Raw genomic sequence first — 22,296 nt, forward strand, 5'->3', positions numbered from 1 at the left:
GCATTTGGTGCGCGGTGGCACCCGATGTGGCCCTTAGAATTTGGTGGGAAGCCCGCCGCGACAGGAGCAGCGCAGATGGATTCGATGTCGATCGACCCGGCCGCTGCCGCGATCGGATCGCGATTGGTCGAAGTCGCCGGCCGCGGCCTGGCGTCCGGCGCGACGGCGTCGCCCTCGTTGATCGCGCTGGCTCCGGCTGGCGCGGAAGAGGTTTCGATGCAGGCGGCCACGGCGTTCGCCGCCGAGGCGCAGGCGATGCTGGCCCTGAACGCCGCCGCTCAGGAGGAACTCGCCCGGGCCGGCGCGGCGCTGACGGAGATCGCCCGGACGTATAGCCAGGTTGACGGGGAGGCCGCCGGCGCCTTGATGGCGGACGGCGCTCGATTCGCCGGGCAGGCATTCGCGGCCGGAGACACGGCCGCGACCGAGGTGGCCACCCGCGGACCGCTGATGGCCAATCTGGTCGGGGGCATCGCGGCGTCGAACCCGCCGTCGTCCGTGCTGCCGGCCGCCGCGAACGCCGCCTCCACGGTGCTGGGCGCGGGAGCGGCGCCGCTGGGCTCGATTGGCTCGATCGCATCGGCGGGCGGCGCCGCCGGGACGGCGCCGGCATCGTCCGCCGTGCCGGGGCTCGCGTCGTCGGTCAACGAGGATCAGGACGAGAGCGAGACCGGCGAGCCCGGCGAGCCGCAACCGGGCGAGCGCTTGCTATAGCCCCGGCTGGTCGTCGATGATGCCCAGCCAGATCTGCGCCACGTCGATGGCCACCTTCTCGCTGATGAAGGCGTGCTGGGTTCCGGTGTAGATGTCCCGGAAGGCGCGCTCCAGGCGGCTGCCCTCCCGGATCGAGCTGGTTCCCGCCACCAGGTGCGCCCACTCGGCACAGCCTCGGGCCGTGTCGGTCGCGTAGACGGCGGCCACCCGCATGTCGGCCCGCAGGGCCGGCGTCAGGTCGTCGCCGGCGGCGACGGCGGCCTCGGCGGTGGTGAACGCGTCGAGCACCAGCAGGCGGGCGGCGCGCCAGGCCGCCCGGTGGTGGGCCAGGCCCTTCTGGAACGTCGGGCGACTGGCCAGCGACGCCATGTCGCTCATCCGGAACTTCGTGGCGGCGAGTTCCTGGACGTCGTCGAGCATGCTCTTGGCGACCCCCAGCGCCCACGAGGCGTGACCCGCGGCGGTGACCGGCATCAGGCCCATGCGGGTGGCCGGCGACGTGCCCCGGTACGGCTGCCGCACGAACAGTTCGAACGTGCGGCTGTCGGGCACGAACACGTCCTGGGCGCTGTAGTCGTAGGACCCGGTTCCCTTGAGCCCCTGCACGTACCAGCCGTCGTTGAAGCTGATCTGGTCGCGCGGGATGACGGCGACGCGCATCTCCGGGAAGCCTTCGCTGATCCAACGCATTTCGCCGTTGTCCATCGGGAAAAACCCGGCCGCGATGTACTGCGAGTGGCCGATGCCCGAGCCGAAATTCCACGAGCCGCTCACCGTGTAGCCGCCGTCGACGACGGTCCCCTGCCCGTTGGGGAAGAACTGGCCGCCCAGGGTGACGTGGTTGTCGTTGGCCGTGAACACCTCGGCGAAGCCCTCGTCGGGCAGGTACGCCGCGGCGGCGAACGACGATGGCAGGTTGGCGATGCCGATCCATCCGAATGACCCGTCCTGCCAACCCATTTCGATCCAGGTTTCGATCATCGCGGCAAACGATGGTTCGACCCCGCCGGCCTCGACGGGGTTGAACGAGGACATCAGCCCGCTCGCCCACATCTCGTCGACGATCGCCGGGGTGAGCGTGCGCGCCCGCTCGGACTCGGCGGCTTCGGCCTGCACGAGCTCGCGCATGCCGCGGGCCAGCGAGACCACCCGATCGTCCGTGTCGGCTATCGACGTCATTGTCGTTTCCCATCATCGGTTGGTGAAAACTGATACCGGTGACCGTAGTTAATACCATTGCTGCGCCTTTCCGGGCGGGCAGTCAGGAATTAGTGTGCGCTGACGGCTTTTCGCGTGTATCCAGGGCGGCTCGCCCGGCGTGTCGCCGCCCTGAGCGCACACTCAACGCCCAGGACTCACGCTCAACGCGGTACCACTACCGTGGCTTTGTGCGGTGGATCGTCGACGGCATGAACGTGATCGGGAGTCGTCCCGACGGGTGGTGGAAGGACCGCGGCGCGGCCATGGTCACTCTGGTGGAACGGCTCGACCGATGGGCAGGGGCCCAAGGAGAGGACGTGACCGTGGTGTTCGAGCGACCGCCGGCGATCGCGATCACCTCGTCGGTGATCGAGGTGGCGCATGCCCCGAAGGCGGGCGCGAACTCGGCCGACGACCAGATTGTCCGGCTGGTGCAGGCTGCCGCCCGGCCGGAGGAGATTCGGGTGGTGACGTCGGACAAGGGGCTCGCCGATCGCGTCGGCGCCCTCGGTGCCTCCGTCCAACCCGCGGCGATTTTCCGCGACCTGATCGACCCGCGCGGCTGATGGCGGCCCAGGGCGGTGTCCCCGGACCGAACCGGGTCTGCGAGCTCGCGCGGATCGAGGTCCCGATCATCCAGGCGCCGATGACCTACATCGCCGGTGCCCAGCTGGCCGCCGCGGTCTCCAACGCCGGCGCGCTGGGCATCATCGAGACCACCTCCGAGGAGGGCCGCGCCGACGTCCGACGGGTCCGCGAGCTCACCGACCGTTCGGTGGGCGCCAACATCGCGCTGCTGTTCAACCGCGACCCGGCCGTGGTGGATCTCCTGGTCGCCAACGACATCCGGTTCGTCACCACGTCGGCGGGCGATCCGGCGCTGTTCACGGATCGGCTCCACGACGTGGGCATCACCGTGTTCCACGTGGTGGGCACGCTGGCTGCCGCCCGCAAGGCCGTCGGCGCCGGCGTGGACGGGCTGGTGGTCGAGGGCGTCGAGGGCGGCGGGTTCAAGAACCGATTCGGCGCCTCCACGATGGTGCTGCTGCCTTTGGTCGCGGCCCACGTCGACGTGCCCATCGTGGCCGCGGGTGGGATCTGCGACGCCCGATCCATGGCCGCCGCAATGGTTCTCGGCGCCGACGGCGTGCAGATGGGCACCCGGCTGATGGCCTCGGCGGAGTCGCCCGTGCACGTCAACCTCAAGCAGGCGGTCGTGCGCGCCGACGACACCGCGACCGTGCTGCTGCCGCTCGACGGCAAACGGATGATGCGGGTGATCCGCACCGCGGCCGCCGAAAAGATCGACTCGTCAACATCTTTGGGGGAAGGCGGGGCGGCGCTGCAACGCGTGCAGCGGCTCTACTTCGACGGCGACATGGACGCCAGCGTCGCCAACACCGGTCAGGTGGCCGGCCGGATCGAGGACATCGCGCCGGCCGCCGACATCATCAAGCAGATGTGGACGGGGTGCCGCCAGGTCCTGGCCGCCACCGCCGATCGGCTGGGACCGGTTACGACGGACGGCTCCTGACGTCGAACTCGACCCGCTCGCCGTCGACCTTGGTGATACGCATGCGTGCGGTGTACTGCTTGCCCTCCGGGCCGGTGAAGTGGCAGTCGAACTCCTGGCCCACCTTGGCCTCCACGCCCGACGGGCAGTGCACGTCAGTCGGGTGAAAGCCGGTCTGGCTGGAGACGACGTCGACGACGGATTGCGCCGCCCCGTCGGGCTTGACCGTCGACTTCGCGTGACACGCGGTCAGCAGGACCGCCGTCGCGAGCATCCCCGCCGCGGCCCGCTGGGCAAGTTTGGTCATTGCGCAGCCGCCATTCCACCGGTTGACGATCGTGATCGGATCGTCAGGCTAACACGCAATGACCGTGATTCCGGCGCTACGGCAGTTCAGAGCCGTGCGCCGTGTTGCGCTGCAAACAGCCGGCGTCAGCCGACCGCGGCCAGCGCCGCGTCGTAGTCGGGCTCCTGCGCGATCTCCGGAACCAGCTCGGTGTAGGCGACATTGCCGTCGGCGCCGATCACGACCACCGCGCGCGCGAGCAGCCCGGCCATCGGGCCGTCGACGATGCTGACGCCGTAGTCCTTGCCGAAGTTGTCCCGGAACGCCGAGCCCGTCTTGACGTTCTCGATGCCTTCGGCGCCGCAGAACCGCGCCTGCGCGAACGGCAGGTCGTTCGAGACGCACAGCACCGACGCGCCGGTCGCGGCGGCGCGCTCGTTGAACTTCCTCACGCTGGTCGCGCACACCGGGGTGTCGATGGACGGAAAGATGTTCAGCACCACGGGCTTACCGCTGTACTGGTCGTTGCTGATCGCGCCCAGGTCGGTGCCGGTCAAATTGAAGGCCGGGGCCGACGATCCGACGGCCGGCAGCTCGCCGACGGTGTTGATCGGGTTTCCACGCAAGGTTATCTGTGCCATGCGCACAGTCTGCCAAGGCCGGTGCGGCCGCCTCGGGTCAGGTCCGCATGTCCTAATTCGTGGGGTATGGGGCGTAGACGCCATAGCGGGTTCGGGCCGAGACTGAAACCATGGCTCGCAAGGTGGTGATCGTCGGCTTCCCCGGCGTTCAGGCCCTGGACGTCGTGGGACCCCACGACGTGTTTACCGGGGCGTCGCTGCTGACCGACGGCGGGTACGACGTCGCCATGGCGTCGGTGGACGGCCAGCCGGTCACGACCGCCACCAGCCTGGCCTTCCTCACAACGCGGCTGCCCGACCCGAGCGAACCGATCGACACGGTCGTGCTGCCCGGCGGCGGCGGGGTCGACGCGGCGCGATCCGATCCCGAGCTGGTGGGCTGGATCAAACGGGTGACGGGAAACGCCCGCCGCGTCGTCACCGTCTGCACCGGCGCGTTCCTCGCCGCCGAAGCGGGGCTGCTGGATGGCCGGCGGGTCACCACGCACTGGGCGTTCGCCGGCCGGTTGGCCCGCGAGTTCCCCGCCGTCGACGTCGATCCCGACCCGATCTTCGTCCGCAGCTCGGACACGGTGTGGACGGCCGCGGGCGTCACCGCGGGCATCGACCTCGCGCTCTCTCTGGTCGAGGACGACCACGGCACCGAGGTCGCCCAGACGGTCGCCCGCTGGCTCGTCCTGTACCTGCGCCGCCCCGGTGGGCAGACACAATTCGCGGCGCCGGTATGGATGCCGCGCGCAAAGCGCACCTCGGTGCGTCAGGTGCAGGAGGCCATCGAGGCCGAACCGGGCGGTCAGCACAGCATCGGCGAGCTGGCCCGCCGCGCGGCGATGAGCCCGCGCCACTTCACCCGGGTGTTCACCGACGAGGTCGGCGAGGCGCCGGGCCAGTACGTCGAGCGCATTCGCACCGAGGCCGCGCGCCGCCAGTTGGAGGAGACCGACGACACCGTCGTCGCCATCGCCACCCGGTGCGGCTTCGGCACCGCGGAAACCATGCGGCGCAACTTCATTCGGCGCGTCGGCATCTCGCCGGACCAGTACCGCAAGGCTTTCGCATAACCAAGAGAGGAAACGAGCCATGACCCAGATCGCATTCGTCGCCTATCCAGGATTCACGGCGCTCGACATGATCGGCCCCTACGAGGTGCTGCGCAACCTGCCCGACGCCGAGGTGCGGTTCGTGTGGCACGAGTCCGGGCCAATCACCGCCGACTCCGGCGTGCTGGTCATCGGCGCCACCCACTCGTTGGCCGAAACCCCTTCCCCCGACCTGATTTTGGTGCCGGGCGGCCCGTCGACCCCGGTGCACGCGCGCGACGAGGCGCTGCTTGAGTGGCTGCGCCGGGCGCACCGGACCGCCAGCTGGACGACGTCCGTGTGCTCGGGTTCGGTGATCCTCGCCGCCGCGGGCCTGCTCAAGGGCCGGCGCGCGACGTCGCACTGGCTGGCCATTCCGTTGCTGAAGGGGTTCGGCGCCGTCCCCGTCGCCGACGAGCGGGTGGTGCACGAGGGCGACGTCGTCACCAGCGCGGGCGTGTCCGCCGGGCTTGACCTCGCCTTCTGGCTGGCCGGCCAGATCGCCGGCGAAGGTCGCGCGAAGGCCATCCAGCTCGCGATCGAATACGACCCGCAGCCCCCGTTCGACTCCGGTCACATGTCGAAGGCGTCGGCGACCACCAAGGCCGCCGCCACGGCGCTGCTGTCGAAGGACAGCGCCAAGCCGGCCAACCTGAAGGCCACCACGATGCTGGCGTGGGAGCAGGCGCTGGCGGCAGTGCGATCGCGGCGGCGGAAGCGGGTCTCGCCCGCCGCTTCGGTCCCGTCCGGCTAGGACGCGTCTGCCCGCGGGACGAACCGGACGAAGGGCAGGTTCTCGCCGACGGCGCGGAAGTCGGCGTCCGACCCGTCGACGGAGAATCCGAGCACGCGCGGCAGCATGAACTTGGCCGCCGCGCGGTGCCGCGACGCGTACCGGAGGAAGACTTGCGCCCCTTCATCCTTGTCGAGCGGTGTGGCGGTAACGGGTATCGTTCGCATCCCCACCTGGATGCTGACGTCGGGGTTGTGCAGGATGTTGCGGTACCACGCAGCGCCGGGTCCCCACCCCGAGGCGACGACATAGGTGTCGCCGTCACGCTCGGCGACCTCGAGGACGGTCTGGCGGGGCATGCCGGAGACGCGGCCGGTGTGGTTGAGCAGCAGCAGGCGGCCGCCGAACACCCATCCGAGCCCGAGCCGGTAAAGGTGGATCGGAACGCGGAAAAGGAACCGGGTGAGTCCCGCCGGTGGCTGAATGTTCTTGACGATCTTCATGATTGGCCGCCTCCGCGCGCACTACAGTAGACAACTGCAATTATTGCATACTGCAATTTTTATGGGTAGTGGTGAGCGTCGCTCGACGCTAGGCGTTGGGCTGCAGGAACTCCGTGGAGGCCAGCTGGCCGCCGGCCTGCAGCCACGCCCCCACCACGCCGGGCGCGTCCCGGTTCGGGTTGTAGACGTCTTCTTCGCTGGAGAACAGGCCGTCGCCGGCGTAGACGAGCCGCGTCCAGTTGGGGAACCAGAACGGCTCGCCGTTCGGGTCGGTCGGGTGGTCGAGCAGGTTCCTGATCATGAGCACCACGGCGTCGTTGTCGTCGTCGTAGGCGACCCAGTCGCTGGGAAAGCGCATGTGCGGGAAGGGGGCCATCACCGCGACGATCCAGTCGCGCACCGCCTCCCGGCCGTGAAAGACGCCGTAGTGATGCTCGGTGTAGACGACGTCCTCGGTGAAGAGATCGGCGAAAGGTCGCCAGTCGCCCGAGGCGCTGCACCCCTCGGCGACTTTCGTGTAGTTTTCGACGGCTCGCTCGATTTCTGCCCTGGTGAATTTGCCCATGTCGGACACACTAGAACGGGTTTTTGTTGAAGGCGACGCTTTGAATGGGGATGTGCGATGAGTGTGCTGGACCTGTTTGACTTGCGCGGCAAGAGGGCTCTGGTGACCGGGGGGTCCAGCGGCATCGGCAAGGAGGTGGCGCTGGCCTACGTTCAGGCCGGCGCCGAAGTGGCCATCGCGGCAAGGCATTCCGACGTCCTGGACAAGGTCGCGGCAGAGCTCACCGTGGGCGGCGGCCGGGTCGTCCCCATCGGTTGCGACGTGACGCAACCCGAGCAGGTCGACGCAATGTTGGAGCGGGCGACCGCCGAGTTGGGTGGCCTCGACATCGCGGTCTGCAACGCCGGAATCGTCACCGACATCCCGATGCTTGAGATGCCGCCGGAAGAATTTCAGCGCATCCAGGACACCAACGTGACCGGCGTCTTCCTCACCGCCCAGGCGTCGGCCCGGGCGATGGTGCGGCAAGGGCAGGGCGGGTCCATCATCACCACCGCGTCGATGTCGGGCCACATCATCAACATCCCGCAGCATGTCGGCCACTACTGCGCATCCAAGGCCGCGGTCATTCACCTGACCAAGGCCATGGCCGTCGAGTTCGCGCCGCACAAGATCCGGGTCAACAGCGTCAGCCCGGGCTACATCCTCACCGAGCTGGTCGAACCGCTCGCGCACTACCACGCCCAATGGGAACCGAAAATCCCGATGGGCCGCCTGGGCCGGCCCGAAGAACTCACCGGCCTCTACCTGTACCTGGCCAGCGCGGCGTCCAGCTACATGACCGGTTCGGACGTCGTGATCGACGGCGGCTACGCCTGCCCCTGACCTACCCCTGACCGCGGGGTCAGCCGACGACGAACGGGCGACCGAACCGGGTCCGCACACCCGGCGAAAAGAGCGGGCGCAGGCGCTCGCCGGCGGGGCGCACATCGCTGGCGCCGAGCAGGTCGTCGCTGAGTTCGACGATCTCCGCGGTGCGAAACGGCCACGGTTCATGCTCGTTCGGCACCCACCAGGTCCGGCCGGCCTTGCGGGTGTGCGCCCCCCAGCGGGCGGTGAGCCAGATCTCGACTGGTGTCGGCTCGACCGGGTCCCCGACGACGACCGTCAGCCGGCTGCGCAGGCCGCGCCGCGGCCAGCGGCGCAGGCTGTCGTACGCGATGTGCTCACCGCGTCGCGTCACCCGCATCCGCGACCAGACGTAGGGCACGCCCAGGGCCATCCGGATCACCGGCACGACGGCCAGCCGGGACGTCTCCAGCGAACGGAACAACACCCCGTGCCGGCCGGCGTCGTCGATCGAATACAGCCGGACGTTGGTCTCCGCGAAGCCGCCGAAATACGGCACCGGGAACGCGGTGCCGACCTTGGTGCTGGTCAACACGAACGGGATCAGCCCGACGTAGGTCATCCCGTCGGCGAACACGTCCGGCCGGGTGCCGGGCGGGTAGAAGCGTTCGACGGTCTCGGGCCGCACCGGCCAATGGAGGAAGGTCAGGTCGTCCCAGCGCTGCTCGAACGTAACCGGGCCGGGAAGCGGGGGCGGGTTGACGGGGAAACCAACGAGGCCTGATTGCGCGTCCGGCAGGTCGGGTATGGCGGCCATCCGCACATCGTTGCACGGGTCGCGTTTGCGGCCTATCCCTCCAACTGACCGGAGATGCCGCGCTCGATGCTGGCCTGGGTCGTGGACGGCAACACCAGGAGGCCGTCGAGTTCTTTGCGGGCCCGGTCGAAGGCCTGCTGGCGTTCCTGCGGCGCCGCGGCGGGATCCGACGCCACCCGCAACAGGCTCTGGGCGCGCGCGATCCGCTGTTGGGCTTCCCGGGAGAAGTCGCCGCGGCGTTTGCGCATCGCCTCGGCCTCGGCGACGTTGAACGCGGTCACGTAGTCCTCGACCGCCGATTGGTACTGCGCCGCCGCTTCCCGGTCGTCGAGCAGGTCTTCGGCCTTGACGGGGCGCAGGAAGTCCGCGCGCAGCTTGGCTTTGTGGAAGCCGACCGTGAGCGGGTCCCGCATGTCGGTCATCAGCGGGAAGTCGAGAAGCTTGGCCACGTCGAGTTCGTACTCCAGCCATCGGGCGTCGGTCCGGCCGTGCTCCTCAATGACGCGGCGCAGCGAACGCCATTGCGCCGCTTGACTATTCACACTGCGGTCGGTCGGCGGGCTCGCGGCCTCGGCCGGTCGATCGAGCTCGGGGCGCGCTTCGGTGCGGCGCCTATTGGCGCCGAAAGCACGCACCGCGGCGATGACCATGCCCGTCAGCGGCAGGACCACGATCAACAGCTCCGCCAGGCGGATCAGCAAACCCACACCGCCAGGATGCCATCTACCGCACGCCCAATGTGCCGCTGAGATATTCGGCGCGGCAGGCCGGACGGGCCAGCTTCCCGCTGGTGGTGCGCGGGATGGCGCCGGCCGGCAGGAAGCGCACGTCGGCGACCGCCACACCGTGCCGGCGCGAGACCGCGTTCCCGATCGCCTCGATGGCCGGTTGCGGATCGGCGCGGCTGGTGCCGGCGGCGCGTTCGGCGATCACGACGAGGCGTTCTTCGCCGTTCGCGGGTACGGCGAACGCGGCGACGTATCCGCGGCGCACCATCGGCGAGGCTTCCGCGACGGTGGCCTCGATGTCTTGCGGGTAGTGGTTGCGCCCCGCGATGGTGATGAGGTCCGCGATGCGCCCCGTCACGTAGATCTCGCCGTCGAGGTAGACGGCCAGATCCCCGGTCCGCAGCCAGGTTCGCCCGGCCGCCGCGCCCTCGGCGTGGCTGCCCTCGGTCAGGCGCGACTGCAGCTTGGCGCCGAAGGCGAGCTGGGTTTCCTCGGGCAGGCCCCAGTAGCCGCGACCGACGTTGTCGCCCTGCAGCCAGACCTCGCCGACCTCACCGTCGGGCAGCTCGGATCCGCTGTCGGGGTCGACGATCACCGCCCACAGGCTGCGGGCGACCCGGCCGCAGGACACCTGTGTCACGGCGTTGGGCGCGTCGGCGTCGACGCGCACCGCGTGACCGGCGCTCAGTTGTTCGCGGTCGAGATATACGACGGATGCCTCGGCGGAAGCGTCGATGGTGGCGATGAGCAGGGTCGCCTCCGCGATGCCGTAGGAGGGCTTGAAGGCGGTGCGCGGCAACCCATACGGGGCGAAGGCCTTGTTGAACGTGCGGATCGCGTCGATGCTGACCGGTTCGGAACCGATGATCATCACCACGTTGCGCAGGTCGACGTCGTCACCGGGCGCGGGCAGACCCCGCTGCGCGGTCCACTCGTAGGCGAAATTCGGCGCGGCGGTCACCACCCGGCCCTGCTTCGACCCGGCGGACAGCGCGTGGATCCAGCGCAGCGGCCTGCGGACAAAGGCGGTGGGCGCCATCAGGGTCGAGTGGCCGCCGTACACCGCGGGAAAGCCGATCATCGACAGGCCCATGTCGTGGTAGAGCGGTAACCAGCTGACGCCGTGGGTGTTTCGGTCCAGCAGGTCGATCGAGAGGATCATCTGCACCAGGTTGGTGCCGACCGCGCGGTGGGTGATCTCCACTCCGACCGGCGGCCGCGTCGCGCCCGAGGTGTACTGCAGATGCGACACGCGGTCGATGTCCAGCTCGACGGGGACGAACAGCTCCCCCGCCGAGTCGGGGACCGCATCGATGACGATCAGCTCCGGCGTGCGCAGGTCCGGCAGGCTTTCCAGAAAGTGCTCGACCGCCTCTTTCGCCGCCGCCGTCGTGAGGACCGCGACGGGTTCGGAGTCGCGAAGCGCGGTCTGCAGCCGTTCGGCGTGACCCGGCAGCTCGGGTGCGAACAGCGGGACCGCGATGGCGCCCGCTTTGATCGCGGCGTAGAAGCCGGCGACGTAGTCGATGCCCTGCGGCGCCAGGACCGCCACCCGGTCGCCCTCGGCCGCGAACTTCTGCACCTCCGCGGCGATGGCCCGCAGCCGGATTCCCAGTTGGGTCCAGGTCACCTCCGAGACCTGGCCTTCGGAGCGGGCGTAGTCCAGGTAGCGATACGCCACGGCGTCACCGACATTGGCGATGTTGCGATCGATGAGGGAGATCAGGGTGGTGCCCGGCGGCAACGCGACGCCGCCGTCGGCGTCCAGGCAGTCCTCTATCAGCAGCAGGCCTTTTGGAGCCGCGGCTTCGTGGCGGGTACCGCAATCCATGAGCGCATTCTAGGGGCCCGGCAGGGCGGCCCCGGGCTGCCGGGCCGGCCCGCGGCGGGCGCCCGCGCGGCGGCCGGGTGAACCTCCCCCGCGCTCATCGGCGGCTCGCTCGACGGCCGAACAGGGCGATTAGCTGGTCACTTGGCGTCGCGGTCGTGGGCGACTCCAGCGGCGCGGCGAACACCCCGCCGGCCAGTCCGGCCTCGGCCAGGGGTGGCGAAACGCACAACAGCGCCGAGGCGACATCCGACGGAATGGGGCGATCGGTTCGGCACGCCTGGGCGATGTCCCACGCATGCAACACCATCTCGATCGCCCCAACGTGGACAACGGTTTTGGCGGGGAGGGAGCGGCCATAGATTTCGCACCACCGGCCCGTCGTGGGTTCCGTGTTCGACACGAGGAGCAAGTCGACGATCGCGACCCGCAACGCGGCGACGGGATCGGTGGGATCGCCGTCGGCCGCCGCCCGCCGGGAGGCTGGGTCGCGCGCCGTGAGCACGTCGGCGACATCCGTCAGCGAGCTGCGCAGATGCCCCAGCAGCCGGCGCAGGTCCCAGTCCGTGCAGGGCGTCGGCGCCGAGAGGTCGGCCTCGCGAACCAAGCGGAGGTTGCCGAACAGGTACCGGGTCGCCTCGGCCAGAACGCGGAGTTCGTCGGTGTCGGACACGGTCCGGGCCCTCAGCCCGGGAACGTCTCGGGCAACCCGAACTTCGCGACCAGCGTGGCGTCGTTGAAGGCGACGATGCGGGAGATGCGGCCGCCGGCCAGCGACAGCACGTCCAGGCCGTGAGCCTGGAAGGAACCGTCCGCCGCCCGCCGGTACATGGCGAACGCCGGGGCGCCGTTGGCGCGGGTGTGGGCCAGCCGCCATTGATCCGGCGTATGTAGCACCACCCGGGCAATGAATCCGCGTACCGCCTCCCGCCCCGTGAACCACGTTGGGATGGGCGGCATTTCGAGTTCGACGTCCGCGCGCAGCAGTTCCGCCAGTTGGTCGACGTCGGCGTGTTCGAAGGCGGCCATGTAGCGGTCCAGCACGCCGCGCAGCTCGGGTTCGGCGGGCTCACCAAGCTCGTCGAGCGTCGGGCCGGCCTCGGCCAGTCGCGCCCGGGCGCGTTGCAACGCGCTGTTCACCGCCGGCGTGGACGTCTCCAATATCTCGGCGACTTCGCCGGCCTGCCAACCCAACACGTCGCGCAGCACCAGAACGGCGCGCTGCAACGACGACAAGTGTTGCAGCGCAGCCACGAACGCCAAGCGGACGCTGCTGCGCACCGCCACCACCACCGCGGGATCGTCGGTGGCGCCGTACAGCAGGCTGTCGGGGGCGGGTTGCAACCACGGGATCTCGGATTGCGCCGGGGCCAGCGCGGCCGTCGGGCTGTCGGCCGGGGCGCTCAGCCCGGAGGGCAGCGGACGCCGCTTGCGCGTTTGCAACGCATTCAGGTACGTGTTCGTCGCGATCTTGTACAGCCACAACCGCACCGAGGAGCGGCCCTCGAACTTCTCGTAGGCCTGCCACGCGCGAAGGTAGGTGTCCTGAACCAGATCCTCGCATTCGTCGACGGATCCGAGCATGCGATAGCAGTACGCCCGCAACTCGGATCGGTACCGCTCGGCGACTTGGGCGAAATCGTCGACGCTGACGTCCGGCATGGCCCAAAGCCTTTCACGACCCGCTGCGCGACGGCCGGGGATCGCTGGGATTCCGCTCGCCCGGCTCGGGGTCCTCCCACCATTGCGCCGGCTGATCGCCATACGCGTCGTGCCAGTTCCACCACGCATACGCCGGACCTTGCGGGTAGCCTTCCGGGGAATCCTCCCAATCCTCTTGGCGCCCAAGCGCGGTCATGTCCAGATAGCTCCAGGTGTTACCCAGCGCCTCGTCGCCGCGGTTGTTGATGAAGTACGTGCGGAACACCCGTTCGCCGTCGCGGATGAACGCGTTGGTGCCGTGCCACTCGTCGACCCCGAAGTCGCGGTCGAAGTCGTCGGTGATGGTGTACCACGGCATCCGCCACCCCATCCGGTCCTTCACCCGCTCGATGTCGGCCTGGCCGGCGCGGGAGGCGAACACCAGGGTGGTGCTGCGGGCGTTGAGATGCGCCGGGTTGCCGACGTGATCGGCGATCATGGAGCAGCCGCGGCAGGCGTGGTCGGGCCAGCCGTCCACCCCCGGCTCAAAGAACGCCCGGTAGACGACCAGCTGACGCCGGCCGCCGAACAGGTCCAGCAGGCTCACCCTGCCGTCGGGCCCGTCGAACTGGTAGGGCTTGTCCACCGCAAGCCACGGCATCCGGCGGCGCTGGGCCGCCAGCGCGTCGCGGGCCCGGCCTAGCTCCTTCTCCTTGACGAGCAGCCGCTGACGCGCGGCCTCCCATTCCTGCGCCGACACGATCGGGGGCGTTTGCATGTTCATCTCCAGCCTTTCGGTTGTGGTGGAACGTATTTCAGGCAATCTTCTGCAAACCCGCGCCGGTCAGTAGGTAGCCCGGGGCGACTGTGTCCGTGTCGGCCTGCGCCAGCTCGACGACGGCCGCGCCGGCCACCTGCGGGTTGACCAGTTCGCCGAGCTGCTTGACGTATTCCTCCTCGGAGCGGCCCTCGCGGGCCGCGTACGCCCGCACGGCGGGGCGGCCGAGTTCGGTCAGCGGGGTGATGCGGGGCATCAGGGCGGTGAAGCTGATGCCGAGTTCGGCGCGGTTCGCCTCGTCCTGGGCGTAGCCCGTGATGAATCGCTGGGTGGCCTTGGCGCCGGCGTACCCGCCGCTGAGCGGGGATCCGGCCAGCGCGGCACCGCTGCTGAAAACCACCACCCGGCTGCCGGGGCGCAGCGGCTTGAGCAGGGCCTCGCGCAGCCAGTGGAAGGCGATGCGCACGTCGGTGTTCCAGTTGGCCGAGAACGTCTCCCAGGTGTGGTGTTGCAGCGGGCGAGGTAGCGGGCTTGCCCCGGCCACCAGCACCAAAACCTGCGGGTCGTACCGATCCAGCAGGGTGCCGGGCGCCGATGGGTCGGCCGCATCGGCGACGACCGCTTCGATGCTGCCGGCGCCGTCGGTCGGCTGGGGAAACGTCGTCGCGGTGCGGGACACGGCGACCACCGAGGCGCCGGCTTCGGCCGTGGCCGTTGCGATGCCGCGGCCCAGGCCCCGGCTGGCGCCCACGATGAGTGCGGTCTGGCCGGATAGGTTGTTCATCTCGTCCTCCTGGTGATGGTGTTATGCGGGCGTTGCCGTCGCAAGCAGCTGGGCGTATTGACGCTCGAGCTCCTTGGCCGGGGTGCTGTCCCAGCCCGCGGCGATGGATTGGGAGATCGGGTCGGGGAAGATGTCCTGTTCGCCGCGCTGCAGCGCATCGAAGACGGCCGCCGCCACCGACCGCGGGGTGGCTTTCGGGATGTCGAGTTCGCGGCTCATATCGGTGTCGACGGGGCCGGTGAAAACCGCGAAAACCCGCACGCCCTGGGGCGCTAGGACAGCGCGCAACGACTGGGTGAGGTTGAGCGCGGCCGCCTTGGAGACCGAGTACGCCGGAATGATCGGCAGCGGCGCCAACGCGTTGACCGACAGGTTGTTGATCACCGCTCCCCCGGAACGAATCAGCGCCGGCAGGAACGCCCGCGTCACGGCATGGGTGCCGAACAGGTTCACGGCCAGGTGCCGTTCGAGCACCACGGGATCGCTCAGGTCGTCGTAGAGCGCGATGCCGGCGTTGTTGATCAGCACGTCAAGCGATTCCGCCGCGGCGGCGGCCCCGCGGATCTGTGCCGCGTCGGTCACGTCGAGCGCGACGGGGACCACCCGCTCGTCGGGAAACGAGGAACCGTCTCGCGTGCCCGCATACACCCGGTCGGCCCCCCGGCGCAGGGCTTCCTCCACGAAAGCCCGACCGATGCCGCGGTTGGCACCCGTGACCAAGACCGTTTTGTCCGCGAGTGTGTCCTCTGCCAAAGCCATGACAAGCCCCTCTCAAGCGAAAAGCCCCCGCACGGGGGTGCGGGGGCGCCGATTGTGAATCGATCGAACTACAGGTATAGACAGGTTCCGTCGCCGAAACTCATCGCAAAGGCGGATGCCAATTTCCGCGAGTGCCGCGCGGCGGGCCGGCGACTACTGGCAACCTCGGTTGTCATCGCGGTCGGGTGCCGCTTAATTCACCCGGCCGCAACAAAATTGGGGTTGCCTTGGGCGGGGATTTTCTCAGAACGGGGAGATTGGGGCGACAGATGACCACAACACAGCGTCGGGCAACGGAACGACGCGGGTTGATCCAGCGGCTGACCGAGGTGTGTGTCCGCTACGTCGAGCGCGTCATGCCCGACCCCTACTTGTTCGCGGTCATCCTCACGCTCATCGTCGTGGCGCTGGTGGCGCTGCTCGTCCGGGGTGCGTCGGCCTCCGGCATCCTCAAGGCGTGGTACGGCGGGGTGTGGGGACCGCAGAACATCTTCACCTTCGCCTTCCAGATGGTGCTCGTGCTGGTGACGGGTTACACGCTGGCCGAGGCGCCCGTTCTCAAGCGCGCCATCGTCCGTCTCGCGAGCAAGCCGAAGAACCAGGTCCAGGGCGCGCTGCTGTGTTTCGGGGTCAGCACCGTCTTGTCCCTGCTGAACTGGGGACTCGGTTTGGTGGCGGGCGCCCTGGTGGCGCGCCAGGTCGCAAAACGCCTGCGCGGGGCGCATTTCGGCTACCTGATCGCGACCGGGTTCATGGGCTACATCGTCTGGACGCAGGGCCTGTCGTCATCGATCGCGCTTGCCAACACCGACACGACCAGCCCGATCAACGTGATCCACAAGATCGCCGGGATCACCGTGCCGTTGACGCTGACGGTTTTCCAGCCCTACAACTGGGTCGCCGTGATCGCCATGGTCGCCCTGCTCGCGGTCGCGATCTGGCGCATGGCGCCCCGAGACGGTCTCGAGCCCGATCCGGCGGTCTTCGACGAGGAGCCGGAGCCACCCGCGCCCGACGGCAAGCGGACGTTTGCCGAGTGGTTGGAAAACCTGTGGATCCTCAACGTCATCGTGTTCGTCGCGGGCATCACGTACTTCGTGCTGAGCGGCTTCGCGCTGAACATCTCGTCGATGATCATGCTGTTCACCATCACCAGCGCTCTGCTGCACCGGACGCCGATTCGCTTCATCCGGGCGTTTTCGGGCGCGGCGAAGGTGTCCGGCCCGCTGCTGCTGCAGTATCCGCTGTACGGCGGGATCGTCGGTCTGTTGGGTTATCTGCCCACCGGGTCGGGCAAGGCGCTGCAGACGGTGCTGGCCGAGGCCCTGGTGCGGGGCGCCGACCAGTACACGCTGCCGTTCCTCACGTTCGTCGGGTCGGTAATCATCTCGTTGTTCGTGCCGTCCGGCGGCGGCCACTGGGCGGTGCAGGGACCCATCGCCGTCGACTCGGCGCTGGCCATCGGCCAGCACTCGCCTGCCTACCTCGGGCTGACCTCGATGTCGGTCGCGGTCGGTGAGGGGGTGGCGAACATGATTCAGCCGTTCTGGCTGCTGCCGGTGCTCGCCATCGCGAAGCTCAACGTCCGCCAGGTGATGGGTTTTACGGTGATCGCCTTCCTGATCGGTTTCGCGGTCGCCAGCGCCATGGTCCTCATCGCGCCGTATGTCATCTGACGCGCCCGCCTCGGTGCAGGGCTCTCCCACCGCGCGCGTCGACGCCGCATATCGGCGCATCGCCGAAGTCGACCGGCCGGAAATCTGGATCACGCTGCGCGCGCGGGACGACGTGCTGGCCGACGCCGACGCGGTCGAAGGGCGGCTCGCCGCGGGAGAGAGCCTTCCGCTGGCGGGGCGGGTGGTCGCCGTCAAGGACAACATCGACGTGGCGGGCCTGCCGACCACCGCCGGTTGCCCCGAATTCGGCTACCGGCCCGCGAGCACGGCGCCCGCGGTGGAGCGGCTCCGCGGCGCCGGGGCAGTCGTGCTCGGCAAGACGAACCTCGACCAATTCGGCACCGGGTTGGTCGGCACCCGCAGTCCCTATGGCGCCGTGCGCAATTCGCGCCATCCTCACCTGGTCGCCGGCGGCTCCAGTTCAGGGTCCGCCGTGGCGGTCGCGCTGGGCATCGCCGACATCGGCATCGGCACCGACACCGCGGGTTCGGTCCGGGTGCCGGCCGCGCTCAACGGGATCGTCGGCATCAAACCCACGCTCGGCATCGTCCCCACCCACGGGGTCGTTCCGGCCTGCCCGAGCTTCGACGCCGTCTCGGTGCTCGCGGCGGACCTCGCCCTGGCGGCCGCCGCGGCGCGGGTGATGGCCGGGCCCGACCCCCGCGACGCCCGCAGCCGCACCTGGCCGGCCGACGTCCGCCTGGCCGCACCCGACGTACCGCGGGTGGCGGTCCCGGCGGCCGCGAACCTCACGGCGCTCAGCGACGGGTACCGAGACGCGTTCGAGCGCAGCGTGGTTCGCGCTTCCGACGCGGGGCTGAGCATCGAGCCGGTCGACGTCTCGGTTCTGCTGGAGGCGGCCCTGCTGCTGTATGACGGCGCGTTTGTCGCCGAAAGATACGCCGCGGTCGGCGAATTCCTCGACACCGCGCCCGCGGGCGCGGACCCGCATGTGGCGGCGATCATCACCGCGGGACGCGAAATCACCGGCGCGGCATTCGCCGCGGACTCCGACGCACTGGCCCGCGCGCGGGTCGCCGCCGCCGATCTCCTCGCCGGCTTCGATGCGCTGCTGCTCCCGACCACGACCGAACATCCCGCGTTGGCCGATGTCGCAGCCGATCCGTTCTCGATCAACCGGCGGATGGGCACCTACACCAATTTCTGCAACCTGCTCGACATGGCCGCGGTCGCCGTCCCCGGTGTGGCGACGGCCGGCGGTGGCCCGTTCGGCGTGATGATCGTGGTGCCCGCGTTCCATGACCAAATCGCCATCGACATCGCCGCCCGCCTCAGCGGAGCGCCACCCACGCTGCTGGTCGAAAGTGGCCGCGAGGTAGCGCTATTCGGTTTTGCATCCCTGCGCCGGCGACTCGAACTCCTGGGCGCCCGCCACGACGGTTGGGTCACCGCCAAGCCCGGACCGGGAGCGCCGTCGCGCGGCGAGCTGTTCCGGGTTTCGGAAGCCGGGCTGGGGCGGCTGCTGGCGGACCTTCCCGCGCCCGCGACGCTGACGACGGTCGAACTCGACGACGGCCGCACGGTCACCGGGCTCACCGAAAAGAGCTGACCGGCAGCTACATCCACAGTTTGGCCAACGAGTCGGCCAGGGTTTCGGGGTCCTGCTTGTCGGTGTTGCAGGTGATGGCCAGGGACGTGTTTCGGTCCTTGCTCACGCGGAATGCCGTGACGAACCCACCCCATGCGCCGTCGTGATCGAGCGTGCCGTTGGCCATCAAATAGATGCCGGCCCCGTACCGATCGGCGCTACCCGGTTCGGTCGGCACCGCGCCGGCGAGTTGCGCGTCGAGGAGCGCGGGGCCGCCCACCCGGCCGGTTCGGTAATTGTCGGCCCACCCGACCAATTGGCTTGGCGTCGTTTGGATTCCGCCGTCACCGACCTGCTCCCAGCCAGATTGGGTCGGCCGGTAACCGCTGCTGCTGTTCTCGTAGGGAACGGCTTTGTCAGGAATCGGGCCGGTGGGGTCCAGAACCATGGCCAGCCCGAGCGGACGGAAGATTCGTTCGGTGAGGAACTGCGGCAGCGGTTGCCGCGCGACCCGGCGGACGATTTCGCCGAGCAGCAGGTAATTGGAGTTGGAGTATTCGAATTGGGAGCCGGGCTGAAATTCCAGCTTGGGCACACCGGCCAGGGCCTGCACGGCCTGGTCCTCGGTGGTGCGGTCGGCGATCTGATAGCCCTGTGCCTCGAGAAGCCCGACGTACTCGGGGATTCCGCTGGTCTGGTGCATCAGCTGCGCCAGGGTTACGGTGGCCGCCCACGTCGGCAGCTCGGGCAGGTAGCGGGACAACGGGTCGTTGAGGGCCAGCTTGCCTTCGGCGACGAGCAGGAGCAGCCCGGTGGCGGTGAACTGCTTGGATACCGAGGCGATGTCGAACACCGTCTGCGCGGCGATGGCCTTGCCGCTCGACATGTCGGCGACACCGCGGACGCCCGTCCACACCACCTTCCCCTTGACGCCGACCGCGGCCGAGCATCCCGGCGCCCCGGCCTTGATCGCGTCGTCCAGCACGTTCTGGCTATGGGCGGCCGCGTCGGCGTGATCGGTTGCCGACGTGGTGGTGGGCCCGGGGCCGCGGGCGCCGCCGCAGGCGCCGACCAACAGCAAGACCGCGAGACACGCGAACCGCCGAGCCATACCGTGAATGATCGCGCTCGGCGCGAGGCCCCGCAGAGAAACGACGCTTCGCGGTGGTGTTCGAGGCGGCGGAGGTAGGGTACGCGGCAGTGCCATCCGGGTCACTCAGCGATCTTCAGGGAGTCGGGATGTCGGGTCGTAAGTTCTCGTTCGAGATCAACCGGACCAGCAGCGCGCCTGCGGCCACGCTGTTCCGGCTGGTGGTCGACGGCGCCAACTGGTCGAAGTGGGCCAAGCCGGTCGTCCTTCAGTCGAGTTGGGCGCGCCAGGGCGATCCGGCGCCGGGCGGCATCGGGGCGATTCGCAAGGTGGGCATGTGGCCCTTGCTCGTGCAGGAGGAAACCGTCGCCTACGAGCAGGATCACCGGCATGCCTACAAGCTGGTCGGACCGCCGAGCCCCGCCAAGGACTACTCGGGCGAGGTGGTATTCACGCCGAATGCGGCGGGCGGCACCGACATTCGCTGGACCGGTGCGTTCGTCGAGGGAGTCCCCGGGACGGGACCGGTGATGCGGGCGGCGCTCGGCGGCGCCGTCCGGTTTTTTTCGGGCCGGCTGGTGAAGGCGGCCGAACGCGAATCACGTGGCTGGCGGTAACGATTAGCTTGGCGCGCAAGGGTTTTCGGGACGCGTAACGCCCGCATCTCAGGGGTTGTTGGCCTGTTGCTCGGTCGTCTGCGCCTGCTGCATGTCCTGTAAGAACTGCTGCTGGGCCGCTTCGTTTTGTTGCTCGGCCTGCTGCATGGACTGTTGCATCTGCTGCAGCGCAAATTGTTCCTGCTGTTGTTCCTGCTGCTGGGCCCAATCGTCGTCGTCGGCTGCGAAGCCTCCGACGGGGCCGGCGGCGGGAGCCGACAGGGCCACGTCGGTCAGGCGCACGGGTCCGATCGCGGCGTGTGTGGTGTCGGGGCGCGCGGCATTGAACAGCGCGAGCATCGCCAGGGTCGCGGCCCCGGCCAAAGCCAGTCGCACAATTCGCAGCCGCCGGCGCCGATCGCGGGCTGTGGTTGTCATCGTTTATGTATCCGCCCCGTCGTTAGCCGTGGGCTGAGAAAGGGCTATTGCCCTGATATGAGGTCCACGCGGACACCGACCGCTAATGGCGCGCCGCTAGCTGCCTTTTTCGCTTTCGTATTTCTTGGTCATGTGCTCGACGGCCTGCAGTTGCGACTGGGCGAGGCCCTCGCGAACCTGCCCGGCGCGCGCGGCGGCGTCCAGCGTCGGCTGGGCCTGACCCTGGAAGTGCGGGATCACCTCGGCGGCGAACAGCTCGGCGGACCGCTTGGTGGCGGCGGGATTGGCCCACTCGTGGCCCATCTGCAGGAAGCAGCCGAACCCGCCGGATTGGTCCCAGAGCCGCTGCACCTGGGCCCGCGCCCGCTCGGGCGTGCCGATCACCCCGGCCCCGCTCTCGTTGATGATGTCGATCATCTCGTCAAGCTGCTCCCCCGGCATGGTCATCTGCGGGAAGGCCGCGACCTTCTGGAAGTAGTTGAACCACGACTCGATGCCGAACTTCACGTCGGCGCGGGCCTGCTCGTCCGTCTCGGCGATGTGCATCGGCCCGACCAGGCTCCAGTCCTTGCGGTCGACCTGCGTCCCGAACGCCGCGGCGCGCTCCTCGACGATGCCCCAGTGATAGGACAGCGCGTCGAAGCCCTCGACGATCAGCGTCGCGCCGATGGACAACAGCCCGATGCCGTGCTTGCCGGCCAGCCGCGCGCCGGTCGGCGAGGCGACCGCGGCGACCGCAAGCGGGATCCCGCCGTCCGAGTAAGGGGCCAGCTGCAACTTGGCGTCAAAGAGCTGATGCGTGGCGGTTTTCGCGCTCACGGTCTCCCCCGCCAGCAGCCGGACGACGATGTCGAGGTTGGTTTCCAGGAGCTCGCGCGTGTCAGTGGGGTTGAGCCCGATCATCGCGGAATCCGTCGGCAATGAGCCGGGTCCCATCCCGCCGATGATGCGCCCATGCGTGAGGTGATCGAGCAACATCAACCGGTCGGCGACCCAAAGCGGGTTGTGATAGGCGAGCGAAATGACCCCGGTGCCAAAGCGAATGCGCTTGGCGCGTTCGGCGGCCGCGGCGATGAAGACTTCCGGGGAGCTGATGATCTCGCTGCCCGCCGAATGATGTTCGCCGATCCACGCCTCGTCGAAGCCGACGGCGTCGAGGTGTTCGACGAACTCCAGGTCGCGCTGCAGGGCCAGCGTCGGATTCGTGCCGGCCCGGTGGAACGGGGCGATGAAATATCCAAACCTCAGCTTGCCCATTGGGGTCCCCTTGCGGTCGAGTTGCGGAGAACCATAACTCAAGCCGCCCAAGGTTAGGTCAAAAGGGCGGACCCCGGATATTGCTCAGCCGGCGGGGCCAGATTCACATGACCCCACCGGCTTGGGAGCAAGTCTTCGCCGGAACCGGCGTGTCAGTAGCCGCCGCAGACGTTGCCGACGCAACCCCCGCCGCCGCCCGGTCCACCGCCGCCGCCACCGACACCGGGGATGCTGCCGCCCCCGCCGCCGGGACCGCCGCCGCCGGTCGGGCCGCCGGGAACGCCGCCACCGCCGCCGCCGGGACCGCCGCCGCCGGTCGGGCCGCCCGGGAC

The 22,296-nt window shown here is 69.2% G+C and carries 26 protein-coding genes; 9 read left to right on the forward strand and 17 right to left on the reverse strand.

Annotated elements, in window-relative coordinates:
- Positions 1–75 precede the first annotated feature (75 nt).
- Entirely contained in the window at positions 76–714 is a 639-nt protein-coding gene (locus AWB92_RS30250; RefSeq protein WP_085189844.1) for a PE domain-containing protein, read from the forward strand.
- Here the strand turns inward: AWB92_RS30250 and AWB92_RS23200 are convergent.
- Positions 709–1,893, reverse strand: a complete 1,185-nt coding sequence (locus AWB92_RS23200; RefSeq protein ID WP_085189846.1) for an acyl-CoA dehydrogenase family protein — start codon at positions 1,891–1,893, stop codon at positions 709–711. The genes AWB92_RS30250 and AWB92_RS23200 overlap by 6 nt on opposite strands.
- Positions 1,894–2,102: 209 nt before the next feature.
- Between AWB92_RS23200 and AWB92_RS23205 the strand changes: the two genes are divergently transcribed.
- Positions 2,103–2,480 carry an NYN domain-containing protein gene (locus AWB92_RS23205; protein ID WP_085189848.1) on the forward strand — a complete coding sequence of 126 codons (378 nt, stop codon included), beginning with the start codon at positions 2,103–2,105 and terminating at the stop codon, positions 2,478–2,480.
- Entirely contained in the window at positions 2,480–3,448 is a 969-nt protein-coding gene (locus tag AWB92_RS23210; RefSeq protein WP_085189850.1) for a nitronate monooxygenase, read from the forward strand. Before AWB92_RS23205 ends, AWB92_RS23210 begins: the two co-directional genes overlap by 1 nt.
- Here AWB92_RS23210 and AWB92_RS23215 read toward each other — a convergent pair.
- Positions 3,429–3,734, reverse strand: a complete 306-nt coding sequence (locus AWB92_RS23215) for a DUF4333 domain-containing protein (RefSeq protein WP_241523557.1) — start codon at positions 3,732–3,734, stop codon at positions 3,429–3,431. The genes AWB92_RS23210 and AWB92_RS23215 overlap by 20 nt on opposite strands.
- 125 nt (positions 3,735–3,859) lie before the next feature.
- The gene (gene tpx / locus AWB92_RS23220) at positions 3,860–4,354 is read right to left on the reverse strand and encodes a thiol peroxidase (RefSeq protein ID WP_068182129.1); all 495 of its coding nucleotides are present in this window, start codon (positions 4,352–4,354) and stop codon (positions 3,860–3,862) included.
- A gap of 110 nt (positions 4,355–4,464) precedes the next feature.
- Between tpx and AWB92_RS23225 the strand changes: the two genes are divergently transcribed.
- Together AWB92_RS23225 and AWB92_RS23230 are read left to right on the forward strand one after the other, a co-directional pair.
- Entirely contained in the window at positions 4,465–5,415 is a 951-nt protein-coding gene (locus tag AWB92_RS23225) for a GlxA family transcriptional regulator (RefSeq protein WP_085189852.1), read from the forward strand.
- Positions 5,416–5,434: 19 nt separating this feature from the next.
- Entirely contained in the window at positions 5,435–6,187 is a 753-nt protein-coding gene (locus AWB92_RS23230) for a DJ-1/PfpI family protein (protein ID WP_085189853.1), read from the forward strand.
- Here the strand turns inward: AWB92_RS23230 and AWB92_RS23235 are convergent.
- Positions 6,184–6,669, reverse strand: a complete 486-nt coding sequence (locus AWB92_RS23235) for a nitroreductase family deazaflavin-dependent oxidoreductase (RefSeq protein ID WP_085189855.1) — start codon at positions 6,667–6,669, stop codon at positions 6,184–6,186. The two genes, AWB92_RS23230 and AWB92_RS23235, sit on opposite strands and share 4 nt — an antisense overlap.
- A gap of 88 nt (positions 6,670–6,757) precedes the next feature.
- Complete coding sequence (locus AWB92_RS23240) at positions 6,758–7,234, reverse strand: nuclear transport factor 2 family protein (RefSeq protein WP_085189857.1); 477 nt, start codon at positions 7,232–7,234, stop codon at positions 6,758–6,760.
- A gap of 57 nt (positions 7,235–7,291) precedes the next feature.
- Between AWB92_RS23240 and AWB92_RS23245 the strand changes: the two genes are divergently transcribed.
- Positions 7,292–8,059 carry an SDR family oxidoreductase gene (locus AWB92_RS23245; RefSeq protein WP_085189859.1) on the forward strand — a complete coding sequence of 256 codons (768 nt, stop codon included), beginning with the start codon at positions 7,292–7,294 and terminating at the stop codon, positions 8,057–8,059.
- A 19-nt stretch (positions 8,060–8,078) separates the two neighbouring features.
- Here AWB92_RS23245 and AWB92_RS23250 read toward each other — a convergent pair whose 3' ends face one another.
- From AWB92_RS23250 to AWB92_RS23285, 8 genes are all read right to left on the reverse strand, one after another.
- Entirely contained in the window at positions 8,079–8,840 is a 762-nt protein-coding gene (locus tag AWB92_RS23250; RefSeq protein WP_085189861.1) for a DUF2071 domain-containing protein, read from the reverse strand.
- Between the two features lie 32 nt (positions 8,841–8,872).
- Positions 8,873–9,547 carry a hypothetical protein gene (locus tag AWB92_RS23255; protein ID WP_085189863.1) on the reverse strand — a complete coding sequence of 225 codons (675 nt, stop codon included), beginning with the start codon at positions 9,545–9,547 and terminating at the stop codon, positions 8,873–8,875.
- Positions 9,548–9,563: 16 nt separating this feature from the next.
- Entirely contained in the window at positions 9,564–11,399 is a 1,836-nt protein-coding gene (locus AWB92_RS23260) for a fatty acyl-AMP ligase (protein WP_085189865.1), read from the reverse strand.
- 94 nt (positions 11,400–11,493) lie between these two features.
- A complete protein-coding gene (locus AWB92_RS23265; protein ID WP_158090400.1) occupies positions 11,494–12,069 on the reverse strand; it encodes a TIGR03086 family metal-binding protein in 576 nt (191 codons plus the stop codon).
- Between the two features lie 11 nt (positions 12,070–12,080).
- Entirely contained in the window at positions 12,081–13,058 is a 978-nt protein-coding gene (locus tag AWB92_RS23270; protein WP_085189869.1) for a sigma-70 family RNA polymerase sigma factor, read from the reverse strand.
- A 13-nt stretch (positions 13,059–13,071) separates the two neighbouring features.
- Positions 13,072–13,815: a DUF899 domain-containing protein gene (locus tag AWB92_RS23275; protein ID WP_085189891.1), complete on the reverse strand. Its 744-nt coding sequence runs from the start codon at positions 13,813–13,815 to the stop codon at positions 13,072–13,074.
- A 37-nt stretch (positions 13,816–13,852) separates the two neighbouring features.
- On the reverse strand, positions 13,853–14,599 hold the full coding sequence (locus AWB92_RS23280; protein ID WP_085189871.1) for an SDR family oxidoreductase: 747 nt from the start codon (positions 14,597–14,599) through the stop codon (positions 13,853–13,855).
- Between the two features lie 21 nt (positions 14,600–14,620).
- A complete protein-coding gene (locus AWB92_RS23285; RefSeq protein WP_085189873.1) occupies positions 14,621–15,358 on the reverse strand; it encodes an SDR family NAD(P)-dependent oxidoreductase in 738 nt (245 codons plus the stop codon).
- 269 nt (positions 15,359–15,627) lie between these two features.
- Between AWB92_RS23285 and AWB92_RS23290 the strand changes: the two genes are divergently transcribed.
- Complete coding sequence (locus AWB92_RS23290) at positions 15,628–17,034, forward strand: TIGR00366 family protein (protein ID WP_085189875.1); 1,407 nt, start codon at positions 15,628–15,630, stop codon at positions 17,032–17,034.
- On the forward strand, positions 17,024–18,604 hold the full coding sequence (locus tag AWB92_RS23295) for an allophanate hydrolase (protein ID WP_085189877.1): 1,581 nt from the start codon (positions 17,024–17,026) through the stop codon (positions 18,602–18,604). The genes AWB92_RS23290 and AWB92_RS23295 overlap by 11 nt, the downstream gene beginning before the upstream one ends.
- 7 nt (positions 18,605–18,611) lie before the next feature.
- On the opposite strand, the gene AWB92_RS23300 is transcribed toward AWB92_RS23295, so the two are convergent.
- Positions 18,612–19,694: a serine hydrolase domain-containing protein gene (locus AWB92_RS23300; RefSeq protein WP_142282261.1), complete on the reverse strand. Its 1,083-nt coding sequence runs from the start codon at positions 19,692–19,694 to the stop codon at positions 18,612–18,614.
- A gap of 128 nt (positions 19,695–19,822) precedes the next feature.
- Here AWB92_RS23300 and AWB92_RS23305 point away from each other — a divergent pair, with 128 nt between their 5' ends.
- Complete coding sequence (locus tag AWB92_RS23305; RefSeq protein WP_085189881.1) at positions 19,823–20,290, forward strand: SRPBCC family protein; 468 nt, start codon at positions 19,823–19,825, stop codon at positions 20,288–20,290.
- 48 nt (positions 20,291–20,338) lie between these two features.
- Here AWB92_RS23305 and AWB92_RS23310 read toward each other — a convergent pair whose 3' ends face one another.
- From AWB92_RS23310 to AWB92_RS23320, 3 genes are all read right to left on the reverse strand, one after another.
- Positions 20,339–20,707 carry a hypothetical protein gene (locus AWB92_RS23310; RefSeq protein WP_142282262.1) on the reverse strand — a complete coding sequence of 123 codons (369 nt, stop codon included), beginning with the start codon at positions 20,705–20,707 and terminating at the stop codon, positions 20,339–20,341.
- A gap of 96 nt (positions 20,708–20,803) precedes the next feature.
- Positions 20,804–21,964, reverse strand: a complete 1,161-nt coding sequence (locus tag AWB92_RS23315; RefSeq protein ID WP_085189885.1) for an LLM class flavin-dependent oxidoreductase — start codon at positions 21,962–21,964, stop codon at positions 20,804–20,806.
- Between the two features lie 152 nt (positions 21,965–22,116).
- Positions 22,117–22,296: hypothetical protein (locus AWB92_RS23320; protein ID WP_193791423.1), on the reverse strand; the 180-nt coding region annotated here is incomplete at its 5' end.

The organism is Mycobacterium sp. IEC1808 (assembly GCF_002101935.1).
Taxonomy (GTDB): Bacteria; Actinomycetota; Actinomycetes; order Mycobacteriales; family Mycobacteriaceae; genus Mycobacterium.

Coding starts and splice junctions, on each gene's coding strand:
- tpx (WP_068182129.1), bottom strand. CDS start 4,354: ATGGCACAGATAACCTTGCGTGGAAACCCGATCAACACCGTCGGCGAG.
- AWB92_RS23210 (WP_085189850.1), top strand. CDS start 2,480: ATGGCGGCCCAGGGCGGTGTCCCCGGACCGAACCGGGTCTGCGAGCTC.
- AWB92_RS23275 (WP_085189891.1), bottom strand. CDS start 13,815: ATGCAAACGCCCCCGATCGTGTCGGCGCAGGAATGGGAGGCCGCGCGT.
- AWB92_RS23260 (WP_085189865.1), bottom strand. CDS start 11,399: ATGGATTGCGGTACCCGCCACGAAGCCGCGGCTCCAAAAGGCCTGCTG.
- AWB92_RS23225 (WP_085189852.1), top strand. CDS start 4,465: ATGGCTCGCAAGGTGGTGATCGTCGGCTTCCCCGGCGTTCAGGCCCTG.
- AWB92_RS23200 (WP_085189846.1), bottom strand. CDS start 1,893: ATGACGTCGATAGCCGACACGGACGATCGGGTGGTCTCGCTGGCCCGC.
- AWB92_RS23315 (WP_085189885.1), bottom strand. CDS start 21,964: ATGGGCAAGCTGAGGTTTGGATATTTCATCGCCCCGTTCCACCGGGCC.
- AWB92_RS23280 (WP_085189871.1), bottom strand. CDS start 14,599: ATGAACAACCTATCCGGCCAGACCGCACTCATCGTGGGCGCCAGCCGG.
- AWB92_RS23215 (WP_241523557.1), bottom strand. CDS start 3,734: ATGACCAAACTTGCCCAGCGGGCCGCGGCGGGGATGCTCGCGACGGCG.
- AWB92_RS23235 (WP_085189855.1), bottom strand. CDS start 6,669: ATGAAGATCGTCAAGAACATTCAGCCACCGGCGGGACTCACCCGGTTC.
- AWB92_RS23270 (WP_085189869.1), bottom strand. CDS start 13,058: ATGCCGGACGTCAGCGTCGACGATTTCGCCCAAGTCGCCGAGCGGTAC.
- AWB92_RS23310 (WP_142282262.1), bottom strand. CDS start 20,707: ATGACAACCACAGCCCGCGATCGGCGCCGGCGGCTGCGAATTGTGCGA.
- AWB92_RS23305 (WP_085189881.1), top strand. CDS start 19,823: ATGTCGGGTCGTAAGTTCTCGTTCGAGATCAACCGGACCAGCAGCGCG.
- AWB92_RS23245 (WP_085189859.1), top strand. CDS start 7,292: ATGAGTGTGCTGGACCTGTTTGACTTGCGCGGCAAGAGGGCTCTGGTG.
- AWB92_RS23300 (WP_142282261.1), bottom strand. CDS start 19,694: ATGGCTCGGCGGTTCGCGTGTCTCGCGGTCTTGCTGTTGGTCGGCGCC.
- AWB92_RS23250 (WP_085189861.1), bottom strand. CDS start 8,840: ATGGCCGCCATACCCGACCTGCCGGACGCGCAATCAGGCCTCGTTGGT.
- AWB92_RS23240 (WP_085189857.1), bottom strand. CDS start 7,234: ATGGGCAAATTCACCAGGGCAGAAATCGAGCGAGCCGTCGAAAACTAC.
- AWB92_RS23290 (WP_085189875.1), top strand. CDS start 15,628: ATGACCACAACACAGCGTCGGGCAACGGAACGACGCGGGTTGATCCAG.
- AWB92_RS23285 (WP_085189873.1), bottom strand. CDS start 15,358: ATGGCTTTGGCAGAGGACACACTCGCGGACAAAACGGTCTTGGTCACG.
- AWB92_RS23230 (WP_085189853.1), top strand. CDS start 5,435: ATGACCCAGATCGCATTCGTCGCCTATCCAGGATTCACGGCGCTCGAC.
- AWB92_RS23295 (WP_085189877.1), top strand. CDS start 17,024: ATGTCATCTGACGCGCCCGCCTCGGTGCAGGGCTCTCCCACCGCGCGC.
- AWB92_RS30250 (WP_085189844.1), top strand. CDS start 76: ATGGATTCGATGTCGATCGACCCGGCCGCTGCCGCGATCGGATCGCGA.